Here is a 16,712-nt window from a genome sequence, read left to right as displayed (position 1 = left end):
ATGTGGGAGCGGGCTTGCTCGCGAATGCCGCTCCTCGGTCTGCCTGAATAAAGCCCATAAAAAAAACGGAGCCCCTGAAGGCTCCGTTTTTTCATGCAACCAACCCGATATCAGGCCAGTTTCTTGTGCCGTACACGGTGCGGCTGGGCAGCCGCTTCGCCGAGGCGCTTTTTACGATCCGCTTCGTACTCGGTGTAGTTACCTTCAAAGAAGATCGCTTGCGAGTCGTCTTCGTACGCCAGGATGTGAGTCGCGACGCGGTCAAGGAACCACCGATCGTGAGAGATCACAATGGCGGCGCCCGGGAAGTCCAGCAGGGCTTCTTCCAGGGAACGCAGGGTTTCAACGTCGAGGTCGTTGGACGGTTCGTCGAGCAGCAGGACGTTGCCACCCTCCTTCAGGGTCAGGGCCAGGTGCAAGCGACCGCGCTCACCACCGGACAGGTCCTTGACGAACTTCTGCTGATCGCCACCCTTGAAGTTGAAGCGACCGACGTAAGTACGCGACGGAATCTCGTAGTTGCCGATGCGGATCTGATCCGAACCGTCGGAGATTTGCTGGAATACAGTCTTGCTGCCGTCCAGGTCTTCGCGGCTTTGATCGACGCACGCCAGTTGCACGGTTTCGCCGACTTCGATGCTGCCCGAATCCGGTTGTTCCTTGCCCATCAGCATGCGGAACAGCGTGGATTTACCCGCACCGTTACCGCCGATCACGCCGACGATGGCGCCCTTCGGCATGGAGAACGACAGGTTGTCGATCAACACGCGATCGCCGTAGCCCTTGGTGACGTTCTTGAATTCGATGACCTTGTCACCCAGGCGCGGACCGGCCGGGATGTAGATCTCGTTGGTTTCGCTGCGCTTCTGGAATTCCTGCGATTGCATTTCTTCGAAGCGTTGCAGACGAGCCTTGGATTTGGACTGGCGGGCCTTGGCGCCTTTGCGCACCCACTCCAGTTCTTCCTTCATGGCTTTTTCGTGGGCCGACTGCTGCTTGGATTCGGCAGCCAGACGATCGGACTTGGCTTCAAGCCAACCCGAATAGTTGCCCTCGTAAGGGATACCGGCGCCGCGGTCGAGCTCGAGGATCCAGCCGGCAACGTTGTCCAGGAAGTAACGGTCGTGCGTGATCGCTACCACGGTGCCCGGGAAGTCGTGCAGGAAGTGCTCCAGCCAGGCGACGGAATCGGCGTCCAAGTGGTTGGTCGGTTCGTCGAGCAGCAACATGTCGGGGGCGGACAGCAGCAGGCGGCACAGGGCCACACGACGCTTTTCACCACCGGACAGGAATTCGACCTTGGCATCCCACGCCGGCAGACGCAGCGCATCGGCGGCGACTTCCAGTTGGCGATCCAGGTTGTGACCGTCGCTGGCTTGCAGGATGGCTTCGAGCTTGGCCTGTTCAGCCGCCAGTTTGTCGAAGTCGGCATCTTCTTCAGCGTAAGCCGCGTAGACCTCGTCCAGGCGTGCCTGGGCGTTCTTGATCACGCTGACCGCTTCCTCGACCACTTCACGCACGGTCTTGGTCGGATCCAGGATTGGTTCCTGCGGCAGGTAGCCGATGTTCAGCTCCGGCATCGGACGGGCTTCGCCCTCGAACTCGGTGTCGACGCCAGCCATGATTTTCAGCAGCGTGGATTTACCCGAACCGTTGAGGCCGAGTACGCCGATCTTGGCGCCGGGGAAGAAGGACAGCGAAATGTTTTTCAGGATTTCCCGCTTCGGCGGAACAACTTTGCCCAGCCGATGCATGGTGAAGACGTATTGAGCCATGGAGAACCTTGGGTCAGTGACAGATGAATGATTGGAGCGCAGGCAAAGCCCGGCCAGGCTGTGCGCGTCGTCGCTTGATAAGCATCAATGCGCGCGCGCTGAAAAAACCTGATTCTAGGAGCTGGAACGCTCCCGCGTAACCGGCAAAGCTACCTGAATGACCGATGGCAGTCCAGCAGGGAGGGGCTGGCACTTAGCCACAACTCAAGGCATGCTAGCCGCCCTCCGGGCGTCCGGCTTATAGTGCACGTCGCGCCAGTCCAGCCAAACCGCAGGATTTCAGTTTGTCTAATGTCACGCCGCCTCTTTCCAACCGTGCACCGGCTGCCGCGCTCGGCTCCCCCTGCGCGGAACATTGAAGGGCGCGCTGGCGACACTCGTGCTGTTGCTGCTCGCGCTGTTGTTTTGGCAATTGCTGGATCAACTGCGCGAAACCCAGAAAAACCAGCGCCAGTACACCATTGACTACACCGCCGACCTGGCCTCGCAAGTCAGCCTGAACATGGCGCTCAACGCGCAGATCGCGCTGAATCTGCTACCGATCGTCGAGCAACCGCAATCCGCCGACGAACAGCAGGCGCTGCTGCGCAAATTGCAGCAGTCGCTGCCCGACCTGCGCAGCCTGGCGTTATTGAGCCCGTCCGGCAAAATTCTCAGCGACAGCGCCGCCGACAGCCAGGACGCCGACTACCTCAGCGATCTGGTGCGCCGCAGCCGTTCGCAAGCCCACTATTTCAGCAACGCCGACGATGGCTCGGTGGTGCATTTGCTGCTGCATCAGGCCAGCGGCAGCACTCGCGGTTATTGGGCTTTGCGCCTGACCCCGACATTTTTCTCCTCGCTGACCAAACAGAGCGAAGCCGGGATTCGCCCATTGTGGCTGGTGGAAAACCGCGTCAATCATCAAATCATCAGTCGCGATGAAGCCCTGCCCGTCACCCGCCAGGGCACGCTGAGCGACGATGACCTGGCCAACAGCGTGTTGACCGTGCCCCTGAGCAGCAGCGACTGGCAACTGCGCGGGCTGTTCGACCGTCAACAGGTGCTCGAACAACTGCTGCCCGCGTTCATCGGCAAATGCCTACTGGGCCTGGCGTTCTCCCTGCTGCCATTTATCGCACTGCTGAACATGCGCCGACGTCAGCGTCAGTTGCATGAAGGACGCCGCCGCTATCAGGACATTTTCGAAGGCACCGGCGTAGCGCTGTGCGTGCTCGACCTGTCCGGGCTGAAAAGCTTTTTCGACAAGGCCCAGCTCAACAACACTGAACAACTCAAAGCCTGGCTCGAAGTCCCGGAACAACGCCTGCAACTGTTGCAGGAATTGCGCATCACCGAGGTCAACCAGGTCGCCCTGCAATTGCTCAACGTCAATTCCTGCGATCAGGCCTGGAAACTGCTGATCGACGGCTGTCCGCTGGATGGCACCGCGATCGGCAACCAAGTCCTTGAAGCCGTACTCAACCAGCAAAAACAACTCGAACTGGAAATCAAACTCCAGGACACCAACGGCCGCGACCAGCACCTGTGGCTGGTGCTGCGCCTGCCGGAAGAGCAACACGACTACAAAGCGGTGATCCTGAGCATCAACGACATCACCAGCCGCAAGCTCATCGAGCTGTCGCTGCTGGAGCGCGAGGGCTTTTGGTCCGACGTGGTGCGCACCGTGCCGGATCACCTGTACGTGCAGGACGTGATCAGCCAGCGAATGATCTTCAGCAACCACCATTTGGGGCAGACGCTGGGCTACAACCGCACCGAGCTGCACCAGATGGGCGAGTATTTCTGGGAAATCCTGCTGCACCCCGAAGATGCCGACTATTACCACCGCTCGCGCCAGACCCAGCGCCAGGGCGGTTTTTCGCAATTGCTGCAATGCCAGCTGCGTTTCCGTCATCGCGATGGGAACTGGCGGCGTTTCGACATTCGCGAGCAAGCCCTGGCGCGGGACAAGCACGATCAAGTCACGCGGATCATCGGTGTGGCCAAGGACATCACCGAGCAGATCGAGGCCAGTGAATCCCTGCGTGACAGCGAACAGCGCTACCGCATGCTCGCCGAAAGCATCAGCGACGTGATTTTCTCCACCGACAGCAAGCTGTCGCTCAATTACGTCAGCCCGTCGGTGCAAGCGGTGCTCGGCTATGACGTCGACTGGATTTTCCAGAACGGCTGGCAATCGACCATCGCCAACCCGCAACAGCTGTCCGGCATCTACAGCTTGATGGACCGGGTCAGCAAAGCCCTGGATAAACCCGAGCAACTGGCGTTGTTGCGCAGTCAGGTGCAGACCCAGTTGTTCCTGTTCGACTGCTTGCGGGCCGACGGACGCAAGATCCCGATCGAACTGCGACTGGTGCTGGTCTGGGACGAACATGGCGGTTTCGAAGGCGTGCTCGGGGTCGGTCGCGACATCAGCCAGCAGCGCCGCGCCGAGAAAGACCTGCGCATGGCGGCCACGGTATTCGAGCATTCGACCTCGGCGATCCTGATCACCGACCCGGCTGGCTACATTGTCCAGGCCAACGAAGCGTTCAGTCGCGTCAGCGGTTATGCGGTGTCGCAGGTCCTCGACCAGTTGCCGAACATGCTCACCGTCGACGAGCAACAGGAAGCGCATCTGCGTTATGTGCTCAAGCAATTGCATCAGCACAGCACCTGGGAAGGCGAAGTCTGGCTCAAACGGCGCAATGGCGAGCATTACCCGGCGTGGGTCGGCATCACGGCGGTGCTCGACGACGAAGGCGATCTCGCCAGTTACGTGTGCTTCTTCAGCGATATCAGCGAGCGCAAGGCCAGTGAGCAGCGGATTCATCGCCTGGCCTATTACGACGCCCTGACCCACCTGCCCAACCGCACGCTGTTCCAGGATCGCCTGCACACCGCGCTGCAATCGGCGGAACGACAGAAGTCGTGGGTGGTGCTGATGTTCCTCGACCTCGACCGTTTCAAGCCGATCAACGACTCTCTGGGCCACGCCGCCGGCGACCGTATGCTCAAGGAAATGGCCACGCGCCTGCTCGGTTGCGTTGACGATGACGACACCGTGGCGCGCATGGGCGGTGACGAGTTCACCTTGCTGCTGCAACCACGGATCAACCGCGAAGTGGCGTTGAACCGGGCGATTCACGTGGCTGAACAGATTCTTGCCAGCCTGGTGAAACCGTTTGTGCTGGAGGGCCGCGAGTTCTTTGTCACGGCGAGTATCGGTATTGCCCTGAGCCCGCAGGACGGCAATGAACTCAGCCAGTTGATGAAGAACGCCGACACCGCGATGTACCACGCCAAGGAGCGCGGCAAGAACAACTTCCAGTTCTATCAGGCAGACATGAACGCCAGCGCCCTGGAGCGCCTGGAGCTGGAAAGCGACTTGCGCCACGCCCTGGAGCAAGACGAATTCGTGTTGTATTACCAGCCGCAGTTCAGCGGCGACGGCAAACGCCTGACCGGCGCCGAAGCCCTGCTGCGTTGGCGCCATCCGCGTCGCGGGCTGGTGCCGCCGGGGGATTTCATTCCGGTGCTCGAAGAGCTCGGTCTGGTGGTGGACGTCGGCGACTGGGTGATCAGCGAGGCCTGCCGTCAGCTCAAGACCTGGCATCAGGCCAAGGTGCGGGTGCCGAAGGTTTCGGTGAACATCTCGGCACGGCAGTTCTCCGACGGCCAGCTCGGCAACCGCATCGCCAACATCCTCAAGGAAACCGGCCTGCCGCCGGCGTGCCTGGAGCTGGAGCTGACCGAAAGTATCCTGATGCGCGAAGTCAGCGAGGCGATGCAGATTCTTGCCGGGTTGAAAAACCTCGGCCTGAGCATTGCGGTCGATGACTTCGGCACCGGTTATTCATCGCTCAATTACCTCAAGCAGTTCCCCATCGACGTGCTGAAAATCGACCGCACCTTCGTCGACGGCCTGCCGTCAGGCGAGCAGGATGCGCAGATTGCCCGGGCGATCATCGCCATGGCCCACAGCCTGAATCTGGCGGTAATCGCGGAAGGTGTGGAAACCCATGAGCAACTCGACTTCCTGCGTGAGCATGGGTGTGACGAGGTTCAGGGGTATCTGTTCGGGCGGCCGATGCCGGCGAGCCGGTTTGAAGCGCAGTTCAGTAATGATGCGCTGTTCATGTTTGATTGATTGAGCGGGTTTTGTGGCGAGGGGGCTTGCCCCGTTCGGCTGCGAAGCAGTCGCAAAATCTGTTTGCACAATTGACTGGGGAAATGCCGGGGGGCCGCTTCGCGACCCAACGGGGGCAAGCCCCCTCGCCACAGGCCGGCACGATCACCGCTGATCCCCTCATGAAGCCCACTTGTCTGCGACATGATGTCCTTTCATATGCCATCTAAAACCCGTTGGGTTAGAATGCCCCCCTTTTCTGCCCCGATCCTTGAGGACCGCCATGTTCAGCCGTGATTTGACTATTGCCAAGTACGACGCCGATCTCTTTGCCGCCATGGAGCAAGAAGCTCAGCGCCAGGAAGAACACATTGAGCTGATCGCTTCGGAAAACTACACCAGCCCTGCGGTGATGGAAGCTCAAGGCTCGGTACTGACCAACAAGTACGCCGAAGGCTACCCGGGCAAGCGCTACTACGGTGGTTGCGAGTTCGTCGACGTGGTTGAGCAACTGGCCATCGACCGCGCCAAGGAACTGTTCGGCGCCGATTACGCCAACGTTCAGCCGCACGCCGGTTCCCAAGCCAACAGCGCCGTTTACCTGGCCCTGCTGCAAGCGGGCGACACCATCCTGGGCATGAGCCTGGCCCACGGCGGTCACCTGACCCACGGCGCCAGCGTTTCGTCCTCCGGCAAGCTGTACAACGCCGTTCAATACGGTATCGATGCCAACGGCCTGATCGACTACGACGAAGTCGAGCGCCTGGCGGTCGAGCACAAGCCGAAAATGATCGTGGCCGGTTTCTCTGCCTACTCGCAGATCCTCGACTTCCCGCGTTTCCGCGAAATCGCTGACAAAGTCGGTGCTTACCTGTTCGTCGACATGGCCCACGTGGCCGGTCTGGTCGCCGCTGGCGTCTACCCGAACCCGGTGCCTTTCGCTGACGTCGTGACCACCACCACGCACAAGACCCTGCGCGGTCCACGTGGCGGCCTGATCCTGGCTCGCGCCAACGCCGACATCGAGAAGAAGCTGAACTCCGCCGTATTCCCGGGCGCCCAGGGTGGCCCACTGGAGCACGTGATCGCTGCCAAGGCGATCTGCTTCAAAGAAGCGCTGCAGCCTGAGTTCAAGACTTACCAGCAACAAGTGGTGAAGAACGCCAAGGCCATGGCCGGTGTGTTCATCGAGCGCGGTTTCGACGTGGTGTCCGGCGGTACTGAAAACCACCTGTTCCTGCTGTCGCTGATCAAGCAGGAAATCTCCGGTAAAGACGCCGACGCCGCTCTGGGCAAGGCTTTCATCACCGTGAACAAGAACTCCGTGCCAAACGATCCACGCTCCCCGTTCGTGACCTCCGGTCTGCGCTTCGGCACCCCGGCCGTGACCACTCGTGGCTTCAAGGAAGCCGAGTGCAAAGAGCTGGCCGGCTGGATCTGCGACATCCTGGCTGACCTGAACAACGAAGCGGTGATCGACGCCGTTCGTGAGAAGGTCAAGGCCATCTGCAAGAAACTGCCGGTATACGGCGCTTGATGCACCGCTAAATCGCAGCGATAAAAAAACCGGTCAGTGATGGCCGGTTTTTTTTCGCCTGGATTTTTTTCAAACCGGGAAAAGGCTCAAGGTCGGGGCATTGCGCCCAACTGGTAAGACCGGTCAAGCCAATCGTACATTTTTCACTTGCGATTCGCCAAAAACAGCGCCTAGACTGCGCCTGCACTGGACATACCGGTAAGACCACAATAATTAAGTCCTGAATCTGATGCGTTCAAGCGCACGGCAGCCAGGACACCGACCAGGATTCCTCCCATGCTCAGATGGTGCTCGCGTTCAATCTTCCTCCAAGTGGTTCTCGGACTGGTGCTCGGCATCGTCTGCGGGCTGACCCTTCCCGAATACTCCGCACAGCTCAAACCCCTGGGCGACGGTTTCATCAAACTGATAAAGATGCTCATCGGCCTCATCGTGTTCTGCGTAGTGGTCAGCGGCATCAGCGGCGCCGGTGACTTGAAGAAGGTCGGGCGCATCGGCCTCAAGTCGGTGATCTACTTCGAAGTGTTGACCACCATCGCTCTGGTGATCGGCCTGGTGTTCGCCTTCAGCACCGGTATCGGCAGCGGCGCGAACATTCATCTGGAGCAGCTCTCCACGGCCGATATAGGCGACATCGCCCAGCGCGGCCAGCACATGCACACCACTACGCAGTTCCTGATGGACCTGATTCCGACGTCGGTGATCGGCGCGTTCGCGGACAACAACATCCTGCAGGTGCTGTTGTTCTCAGTACTGTTTGGCAGCGCGTTGAATCTGGTGGGTGAAGCGGCCTCGGGCATTTCCCGATTGATCAACGAACTCAGCCACGTGATTTTCCGCATCATGGGCATGATCGTGCGCCTGGCGCCGATTGGCGTGTTCGGCGCCATCGCTTTCACCACCAGCAAATATGGCCTGGATTCCCTGCAACACCTGGGCAGTCTGGTGGGCCTGTTCTACCTGACCTGCGCCGCGTTCGTGTCGCTGATCCTCGGCCTGGTGATGCGCCTATCCGGCCTGCGTATGTGGCCGTTGCTCAAGTACCTGCGTGAAGAAGCTGCTGATTGTCATGGGCACCGCCTCATCCGACGCCGTGCTGCCACAGATCATGCGCAAGCTTGAGCACCTGGGCATCGGCAGTTCGACGGTCGGGCTGGTGATTCCAACCGGGTACTCGTTCAACCTCGACGGTTTCTCGATCTACCTGACCCTGGCCATCGTCTTCATCGCCAACGCCACCGGCACGCCGCTGGCCATGACCGACCTGCTGACGATTCTGCTGGTGTCGCTGATCACCTCCAAAGGGGCCCACGGCATCCCCGGCTCGGCGCTGGTGATTCTGGCGGCAACCCTCACGGCGATCCCGGCAATTCCAGTAGTCGGCCTGGTGCTGGTACTGGCGGTGGACTGGTTCATGGGCATCGGCCGTGCGCTGACCAACCTGATCGGCAACTGCGTCGCCACCGTGGCCATTGCCCGGTGGGAAAAAGACATCGATATCCAGCGCGCAAACAAGGTGCTTTCCGGGCAGCAGGGCTATACCTTCCAGCCGAGAAAACCGGTCGCGCCGGCGCATCAACAGGAATTTTGAATCATGCGGGAGTCTGCCTCGGGGCAGGCTCCCCAGCCATTACCCATGGAGCCAACAGTGATTACCACTTCAACGGTCGTCAATTCAGTCGTAGAAAAACTTCGGGCCGCGCTGGCCCGGGGTCAGTGGCGCTCCGGCGACATGCTGCCGGGCCAGCGTGAACTGGCCGAACAACTGGGCATCAGCCGCCCGAGCCTGCGCGAAGCGGTGATCGTGCTGGAAACCCTAGGGCTGGTGCGCTCGATGCCGGGCAAAGGCGTGGTGGTGCTGGAAGCCAACCTCAGCGACAGCCAACACCACGACAGCGCGGTCGCCGGCGCCAGCCTGGAAGACGTGCTGCAACTGCGCTACACCCTTGAGCCGTTCATCGTAGGCCTCGTCGCCCAGTCGATCAGCAGTAAGGAAGTCGGGCAACTGCGCCTGACCCTGATGGACATGCGCGAAGCGCTGGAAGCCAACGACGCCGAAGCCGGGGTCAACGCCTACATCGCGTTCCACGAAGAACTGTTCACCCTGACCTCGAACCCGATCTTCCAGAGCGTGGTGCAACAGACCAGCAACGCCCTCAAGCAAAGCGCCGAAGTACTGCGCAATTCGCCGGAGCATCTGGCCGAACGCCTGGAGGAAAACGAAGCCGTGGTCCGTGCGATCCGCAGCAAGAACAGCGCCCAGGCCAGCGCCGAAATGCGTCGGCACATCCTTCGTGAAGGCCAGCGCATGGGCATCGAACTGAACATTCCGGACGACAACCTCGGCAGTTGAAACAATCCGAACTGGAGACAGGCCATGAACAGCTTCGCCTCAGCGCAAACCCTCACTGCCCTGCCCTTCCCCCGGCGGGCGGATGATCTCTACTCACAGATCTTCGACGCGATTCTCGAACTGCGCATCGATACAGCCAGTCGCTTTACCGAAGAAAGCCTGGCGCAGATGTTCAGTGCCCGTCGCAGTGACGTTCGCGGCGTACTGACGCGACTGTCGCATCAGCAGATCATCGTCCTTCGCACCAACCATCGTCCGCGCGTCGCGTCGCTGGATCACGAGCAGACCCGGCAAATGCTGCATGCCCGGCGGCTAACCGAGATCACGCTGGTGCGACTGGCCTGTCAGCAATCCCGTCCACAAGATCTGAAATCATTGCGGGCCTTGATCGACAGCGAGCGCCACTGCACCGCACGCGGTCCGGCGATTCGGTTATCCGGGGAGTTTCATTTGCGCTTGGCGGAAATGGCCGGGAACGCACCGTTGGCGCATTTTCTCTGCAGCCTGGTGCCACTGACGTCCTTGGCGATTGCGCAGTTTGATGCACAGGCGCAAGACTATTGCGTGTGGCAGGTTCATCTGGGGATTCTGGAGGCTGTGGAGCGTCGGGATGCGGTGACGGCGGTGGAACTGCTGAGCCGGCATCTGGATTATCTGGAGGGGATGTTGTTGAACGCTGGACCGACACTCAGTCAGAGTCGTGTTGCTGGTTAGATTGTCTTCGCGGGCAAGCCTCGCTCCTACAGGTATGTCGCCACCCTTGTAGGAGCGAGGCTTGCCCGCGAAGGCGTCATCACAGACAAACTGACAATTTCAATCCGCCGCCACTCGCTCAAACCCCGCCCGAATCTTCTCTTCCGGCAAATCATCGGCAATAAACACAATCACACTTTCCCGTGCCTCACCCTCGGCCCATTCGGTGTCCCAATCGAAGCCGTACAACTTCAACACGCCTTGAAACACCATGCGCCGTGGCTCGCCGACGATGCTCAACACGCCTTTGTAGCGCAGCAATTGCTTGCCATGGTCTTCCAGCAGTTCGTTCATGAACTCGCTGAGCTTGTCGAGATCCAGCGGTTTGTCGGTGCGCAGCACAAAGCTGGAGATGCGGTCGATGGACGGCGCTTTGCTCACCGGTCGCAGACTCACGCCACCGCCGAGGTCAGCGTTGAGGTTGAAACCGCGCACATCGAGCAGTTCCGCCAGGTCGATCTTGCCGTGCTCGACCACGCGAATCGGCGCACGACGATTGATGCGGGTCAGCCGCTCGCTGAGGGCGGTGAAGGTTGGCTCGTCCACCAGATCCCGTTTGCTCACCAGCAATCGATCGGCAAAACCGATTTGCGCCTGGGCGATGGTCTGGGTCAGGTGCGTCTCGGCGTGGGCGGCGTCCACCAGGGTGATGATGCCGTCGAGAATGTAGCGCTCGCGCAGTTCTTCATCGATGAAGAAGGTTTGCGCCACCGGGGCCGGATCGGCCAGGCCGGTGCACTCGATCACCAGGCGATCGAAGGCGATTTCACCGCTGTCCAGGCGTTCGAGCAGCAGGTACAGGGCCTTGGTCAGGTCGGTGTGAATGGTGCAGCAGACGCAGCCATTGGACAGCGTCATCACTTGCACCGGCTCTTCGCCCAACAGTTGGGTGTCGATGCCGGCGTCACTGAATTCGTTTTCGATCACGGCGATTTTCAGGCCGTGCTCGGCTTTGAGCAGGTAGCGCAACAGCGTGGTTTTACCCGCGCCGAGGAAGCCGCTGAGGATCGTTACCGGGATGGGAGAGGACAACTGGAATCTCCTGTTCGCAAAATTAAAAAACAACACAAAACAAATGTGGGAGCGGGCTTGCTCGCGAAGGCGGTGTGTCAGTCAACATCAAATCCAACTGATACACCGCCTTCGCGAGCAAGCCCGCTCCCACAGGGGGATTTGCATCTACCGGGCTATCGGTTTAACAACACTTCGGCCCACCCTTGCCACCGTAACGCGCTTCCTGACGTTCGCGGAAGAACATCTCGTAGCTCATCACCGGTTTGTCCGGGTGTTTGTTTTGCATATGCTCGACGTAGTTGTCGTAGTCGGGCATGCCGACCATCAGGCGCGCGGCCTGACCGAGGTATTTACCGAGGCGACTCAGGTCATTGAACATCGTTGCAATCCTCGATCACGCGTCCGGTACAGCCTGGAAGGGTGCTTCTTTATCCGTGCGTTCTTTTGTACCCCAGGCCGAAATACCGACCTTGAGCGCATAGAACAGGATGCTGAATACCACGAACAGGAACAGCGCCGTCAGCGTTGCGTTGGTGTAGGCGTTGAAGATTACGTGCTGCATTTGCGTAATGTCCTTGGCCGGGGCGAGGATCTGGCCGTTGGCCAGGGCATCGCTGTATTTTTTCGCCAGCGACAGGAAGCCGATCGCCGGGTTGGCGTCGAACAGCTTGATGAAGCCGGCAGTGGTGGTGCAGATCAACAACCACGCCGCTGGCATCAGGGTCACCCAGATATAGCGTTGGCGTTTCATTTTGATCAGTACGACGGTGGCAAGCATCAGCGCGATGCCGGCGAGCATCTGGTTGGAGATGCCGAACAGCGGCCACAAGGTGTTGATCCCGCCCAATGGGTCGATCACGCCTTGGTACAGCAACCAGCCCCACATCGCCACACAACCGGCGGTGGCAATCAGGTTGGCAGTCCAGGATTCCGTGCGTTTCAGCGACGGCACGAAAGAACCAAGCAAATCCTGGAGCATGAAGCGTCCGGCACGAGTACCGGCGTCCACCGCCGTCAGGATAAACAGTGCTTCAAACAGGATCGCGAAGTGGTACCAGAACGCCATGGTGTTTTCACCCGGCAGCACGCTGTGCAGGATCTGCGCGATACCGACCGCCAACGTCGGTGCACCACCGGCACGGGCCAGGATGGTGGTTTCACCGATGTCATGGGCCACCGCTTGCAGCGCTTCCGGCGTTATTGCAAAACCCCAACTGCTGACGGTTTGCGCCACAGCCACCACGTCACCGCCGACCACGGCCGCCGGACTGTTCATGGCGAAATACACGCCTGGCTCGATCACCGAAGCGGCAACCATCGCCATGATCGCGACGAAGGATTCCATCAACATCGCGCCGTAGCCGATGTAGCGGGAATTGACTTCGTTATCCAGCAGCTTCGGCGTCGTGCCGGAAGAAATCAGCGCGTGGAAACCGGACACCGCGCCACAGGCAATGGTGATGAACAGGAACGGGAACAGACCGCCCTTCCACACCGGCCCGGTGCCATCGACGAACTGGGTCAATGCCGGCATTTTCAGCTCGGGCATGGTCACCAGAATGCCAATCGCCAGAGCGATGATGGTGCCGATTTTCAGGAAGGTGGAGAGGTAGTCACGCGGCGCCAGGATCAGCCACACCGGTAACGAGGCGGCGACGAAACCATAGCCGACCAGCATCCAGGTAATCTGCACGCCAGTGAAGCTGAACGCCTTGGCCCACACCGGATCGGCGGCAATCTGCCCGCCCAGCCAGATCGAGCCCAGCAGCAGCAACACGCCGACCACGGAGATTTCGCCGATGCGACCCGGACGGATGTAGCGCATGTAAATGCCCATGAACATCGCGATCGGGATGGTCGCCATCACCGTGAAAATACCCCACGGACTCTCGGCCAGGGCTTTCACCACGATCAGCGCCAGCACCGCGAGGATGATGATCATGATCAGGAAGCAACCGAACAGCGCAATAGTCCCCGGGATGCGGCCCATTTCTTCCCGGACCATGTCGCCCAGGGAGCGGCCATTGCGGCGGGTGGACATGAACAGGACCATAAAGTCCTGCACCGCACCCGCCAGCACCACGCCAGCGATCAGCCAGAGCGTGCCGGGCAGATAGCCCATCTGCGCCGCCAATACCGGACCGACCAAAGGCCCTGCGCCAGCAATCGCTGCGAAGTGGTGACCGAAAAGGATGTGTTTGTTGGTCGGAACGTAGTCCAGGCCATCGTTGTTGAGCACGGCGGGGGTGGCCCGGCGTGGATCGAGTTGCATCACATTGTTGGCGATGAACAGACTGTAGTAACGATAAGCAACCAGATAAATGGCCACGGCGGCGACCACAATCCACAAGGCGTTGATCGCCTCGCCTCGACGCAATGCCACTACGCCCAGGGCGCACGCTCCTACGATTGCCAGCAGCAGCCAGGGTAGATGGCGTAGCAGGCTATTATTATTTTTCATTTTATTATTCCAGCCAGGGTGGACAAGAAAGACAGCCAGTTCGAGTTTAGCTCTACTGGCGCCAAAGACCATAGTCCGACATTGGTCGAGCGCCGTTACCGTGCTGGCAGCCTTCGGTGATGCAGGTCTATAGTCAGCCAACCTTCACGAGGATTGCGCCATGAGCGACCACCCTGCCGATCGCCGCCGCTTCAAACGTATTGCGTTCGATGCCCGAACCGAGCTGAGCCAGGGGGAATCCACCTGGCCGGTGAAGCTGATCGATCTGTCGCTCAAGGGCCTGCTGATCGAAAAACCCGAGCCCTGGCTGGGTAATTCGGACTGGCATTTCCTGGTGGATATCCATCTGAACGCCGACGTCGAGATCAAGATGGACGTGATGTTGACCCACGATGACCATGGTCAGCTCGGATTTGTCTGCAAACACATCAGCCTGGAATCCATCGAGCGCCTGCGGCGGTTGATTGAGTTCAACCTGGGCGATCCAGAGGAACTGGAGCGCGAATTGGGGGCGTTGATCGAAGTTTGAAGACTGGCGCCATACCAAATGTGGGAGCGAGCTTTTGTGGCGAGGGAGCTTGCTCCCGCTGGACTGCGAAGCAGGCCCAAAATCTTGTGAGCGCTTCGCACTCAAGCGGGAGCAAGCTCCCTCGCCACAGCAAGCCCGCTCCCACAGGGGTTCGGTGGTTATTCGAATAATGCGTCCAACGCCTGTTCCAGTCGGGTCACCGCAATAATCTGCAACCCCGGCGGGGCCTCTTTCGGCGCGTTGCCCTTGGGCACGATGGCGCGCTTGAAGCCGTGCTTGGCGGCTTCTTTCAGGCGTTCCTGACCGCTCGGCACCGGGCGCACTTCACCCGACAACCCGACTTCGCCAAACACCAGCAGATCATGCGGCAGCGGCCGATTGCGCAGGCTGGACATCACCGCAGCCATCAGCGCCAGGTCGGACGCGGTTTCAAGCACCTTGACCCCGCCGACCACGTTGAGGAACACGTCCTGATCGTGGGTCGGAATCCCGCCGTGACGGTGCAGCACCGCCAGCAACATGGCCAGCCGGTTCTGATCCAGCCCCAAGGTGACCCGACGCGGGTTGGCCAAATGACTGTCATCCACCAGCGCCTGCACTTCGACCAGCATTGGCCGGGTGCCTTCCCACGTCGCCATGACCACACTGCCCGGAACTTCTTCCTGAGCCCGCGTGAGAAAAATCGCCGAAGGGTTGGAGACTTCTTTCAGGCCTTTGTCGGTCATGCCGAACACGCCGAGTTCGTTGACTGCGCCGAAGCGGTTTTTCACCGCCCGCAGCAGACGCAAACGCCCATCGGATTCGCCTTCGAAATACAGCACGGTATCAACCATGTGCTCCAACACTCGCGGGCCGGCCAAGGCGCCTTCCTTGGTCACGTGGCCCACCAGGAAAATCGCCGTGCCGCTCTGCTTGGCATAACGCACCAGCAACGCCGCACTTTCGCGAACCTGGGACACGCCGCCGGGTGCTGATTGCAGTTGTTCGGTGAAAATCGTCTGGATCGAGTCGATCACCATGACCTTGGGCTTTTCCTGCCGGGCCGTGGCGATGATGGTTTCGATGCAGGTTTCGGTCATCACCCGCAGCTTGTCCTGGGGCAAACCGAGACGCCGCGCGCGCATGGCCACTTGTTGCTGGGATTCTTCACCGGTGACGTACAGCGCCGGCATGCTCTTGGCGAGGTTGCACAAGGTTTGCAACAGAATGGTCGACTTACCGATGCCGGGGTCACCGCCGATCAACACCACGGAGCCGTCCACCAGGCCACCGCCGAGCACGCGGTCGAGTTCGCTGGAGGCTGTGGAAAAACGTGGAATCTCTTCGACGCTGACTTCCGCCAGGGTCCTGATCTGCGCTTGTTGGCCGGTCCACCCGGTACGACCGCTGGGCGCCGCAGCGCCGCCGCTCTCGACCATGGTTTCGGTCAGCGTGTTCCAGGCCCCGCACTCGCCGCACTGGCCGGCCCACTTGGGGAAGGTTGAGCCGCACTCGGTGCAGCCGTACATGCGCTTGGCCTTGGCCATCTGAACTCCCGGCAAAAACCGCGATGATAGCGCAGCCGGGCCGGATCAGCGCGGCGGCGCGTTGCGGATTTCACCGCTGGCCAGACGCGCGGCGCTATTGCCCAGCGGATCCTCGGCGTTCAGGTCGGCGCCCTTGGCCTTGAGTGCATCCAGCAACTCGACACGGTTGAACAGCCCGGCGTACATCGCCGCCGTCTGCCCGGCGCCGTTACGCTGATCGGGACTGCAATTGGTGGTCAGCAAGGTCCGGGCAATCTGCACTTCACCCTTGAAGATGGCACCCATCAGCGCCGTGTTACCACGCTGATCCTGTGCGCAGGCATCGGCGCCAGCGGCAAGCAAGCGGTCCACGGCGGCACTCTGGCCGTGGTAGGCCGCCAGAATCAGCGCGGTGTAGCCTTTGTCGTCTCTCGTATCGAGGGAATAACCGGCCTCGATAAATGTGTCGAGCATCGGCACATCGCCACGGCGCGCGGCATCGAAGTAGTAATCCTGCAATTGGGCTTTCAGTGCGGCGGGATCTTTCGCGACCTCCGTCGTCGGTCCGGCAAACACGCTGAACGACAGGGCTGCCAGAAACAGGGATAGATAAAAACGCATGGGTAGGCTCCTTGGTCTGACGGGGCCCCGAATGAGGCCCCGCGTTTCAGGCA

10 protein-coding genes and 2 pseudogenes are annotated in these 16,712 nt (G+C 60.3%); 6 read left to right on the top strand and 6 right to left on the bottom strand.

Annotated features, from left to right (window positions below):
- Positions 1–110 precede the first annotated feature (110 nt).
- A complete protein-coding gene (ettA, locus tag NK667_RS32040; RefSeq protein WP_054616675.1) occupies positions 111–1,775 on the bottom strand; it encodes an energy-dependent translational throttle protein EttA in 1,665 nt (554 codons plus the stop codon).
- Between the two features lie 284 nt (positions 1,776–2,059).
- Here ettA and NK667_RS32035 point away from each other — a divergent pair.
- From NK667_RS32035 to NK667_RS32015, 5 genes and pseudogenes are all read left to right on the top strand, one after another.
- Positions 2,060–5,907 (top strand): annotated as a pseudogene (locus NK667_RS32035) (bifunctional diguanylate cyclase/phosphodiesterase).
- 262 nt (positions 5,908–6,169) lie between these two features.
- Entirely contained in the window at positions 6,170–7,423 is a 1,254-nt protein-coding gene (gene glyA / locus NK667_RS32030) for a serine hydroxymethyltransferase (RefSeq protein ID WP_054051411.1), read from the top strand.
- 276 nt (positions 7,424–7,699) lie between these two features.
- Positions 7,700–9,014, top strand: a pseudogene (locus tag NK667_RS32025) (C4-dicarboxylate transporter DctA).
- A gap of 57 nt (positions 9,015–9,071) precedes the next feature.
- Complete coding sequence (locus NK667_RS32020) at positions 9,072–9,776, top strand: FadR/GntR family transcriptional regulator (protein WP_054616677.1); 705 nt, start codon at positions 9,072–9,074, stop codon at positions 9,774–9,776.
- A 24-nt stretch (positions 9,777–9,800) separates the two neighbouring features.
- On the top strand, positions 9,801–10,490 hold the full coding sequence (locus NK667_RS32015; RefSeq protein ID WP_054616678.1) for a GntR family transcriptional regulator: 690 nt from the start codon (positions 9,801–9,803) through the stop codon (positions 10,488–10,490).
- A gap of 99 nt (positions 10,491–10,589) precedes the next feature.
- On the opposite strand, the gene yjiA is transcribed toward NK667_RS32015, so the two are convergent.
- From yjiA to NK667_RS32000, 3 genes are all read right to left on the bottom strand, one after another.
- Positions 10,590–11,561, bottom strand: coding sequence for a GTPase (yjiA, locus tag NK667_RS32010; RefSeq protein WP_054616679.1), 972 nt, complete (start codon positions 11,559–11,561; stop codon positions 10,590–10,592).
- Between the two features lie 163 nt (positions 11,562–11,724).
- A complete protein-coding gene (locus NK667_RS32005; protein WP_054616680.1) occupies positions 11,725–11,922 on the bottom strand; it encodes a YbdD/YjiX family protein in 198 nt (65 codons plus the stop codon).
- A 15-nt stretch (positions 11,923–11,937) separates the two neighbouring features.
- On the bottom strand, positions 11,938–14,004 hold the full coding sequence (locus NK667_RS32000) for a carbon starvation CstA family protein (protein WP_054051422.1): 2,067 nt from the start codon (positions 14,002–14,004) through the stop codon (positions 11,938–11,940).
- 160 nt (positions 14,005–14,164) lie between these two features.
- On the opposite strand from NK667_RS32000, the gene NK667_RS31995 reads away from it, so the two are divergent.
- Positions 14,165–14,533, top strand: coding sequence for a PilZ domain-containing protein (locus tag NK667_RS31995; RefSeq protein ID WP_054616681.1), 369 nt, complete (start codon positions 14,165–14,167; stop codon positions 14,531–14,533).
- Between the two features lie 158 nt (positions 14,534–14,691).
- Here NK667_RS31995 and radA read toward each other — a convergent pair whose 3' ends face one another.
- Positions 14,692–16,059, bottom strand: coding sequence for a DNA repair protein RadA (radA, locus tag NK667_RS31990; RefSeq protein ID WP_054051427.1), 1,368 nt, complete (start codon positions 16,057–16,059; stop codon positions 14,692–14,694).
- 45 nt (positions 16,060–16,104) lie between these two features.
- Positions 16,105–16,659: an ankyrin repeat domain-containing protein gene (locus NK667_RS31985; RefSeq protein ID WP_054616682.1), complete on the bottom strand. Its 555-nt coding sequence runs from the start codon at positions 16,657–16,659 to the stop codon at positions 16,105–16,107.
- Between the last annotated feature and the right edge of the window lie 53 nt (positions 16,660–16,712).

Origin of the sequence: Pseudomonas nunensis, assembly GCF_024296925.1 — a bacterium.
GTDB classification, from domain to species: Bacteria; Pseudomonadota; Gammaproteobacteria; order Pseudomonadales; family Pseudomonadaceae; genus Aquipseudomonas; species Aquipseudomonas nunensis.
This window is presented reverse-complemented; position numbering and strand designations above follow the sequence as displayed.

Excerpts from the sequence above, each read along its gene's own strand:
- ettA (WP_054616675.1), bottom strand. The coding sequence starts at position 1,775 with ATGGCTCAATACGTCTTCACCATGCATCGGCTGGGCAAAGTTGTTCCG.
- glyA (WP_054051411.1), top strand. The coding sequence starts at position 6,170 with ATGTTCAGCCGTGATTTGACTATTGCCAAGTACGACGCCGATCTCTTT.
- NK667_RS32015 (WP_054616678.1), top strand. The coding sequence starts at position 9,801 with ATGAACAGCTTCGCCTCAGCGCAAACCCTCACTGCCCTGCCCTTCCCC.
- NK667_RS32005 (WP_054616680.1), bottom strand. The coding sequence starts at position 11,922 with ATGTTCAATGACCTGAGTCGCCTCGGTAAATACCTCGGTCAGGCCGCG.
- NK667_RS32000 (WP_054051422.1), bottom strand. The coding sequence starts at position 14,004 with ATGAAAAATAATAATAGCCTGCTACGCCATCTACCCTGGCTGCTGCTG.
- NK667_RS31995 (WP_054616681.1), top strand. The coding sequence starts at position 14,165 with ATGAGCGACCACCCTGCCGATCGCCGCCGCTTCAAACGTATTGCGTTC.
- radA (WP_054051427.1), bottom strand. The coding sequence starts at position 16,059 with ATGGCCAAGGCCAAGCGCATGTACGGCTGCACCGAGTGCGGCTCAACC.
- NK667_RS31985 (WP_054616682.1), bottom strand. The coding sequence starts at position 16,659 with ATGCGTTTTTATCTATCCCTGTTTCTGGCAGCCCTGTCGTTCAGCGTG.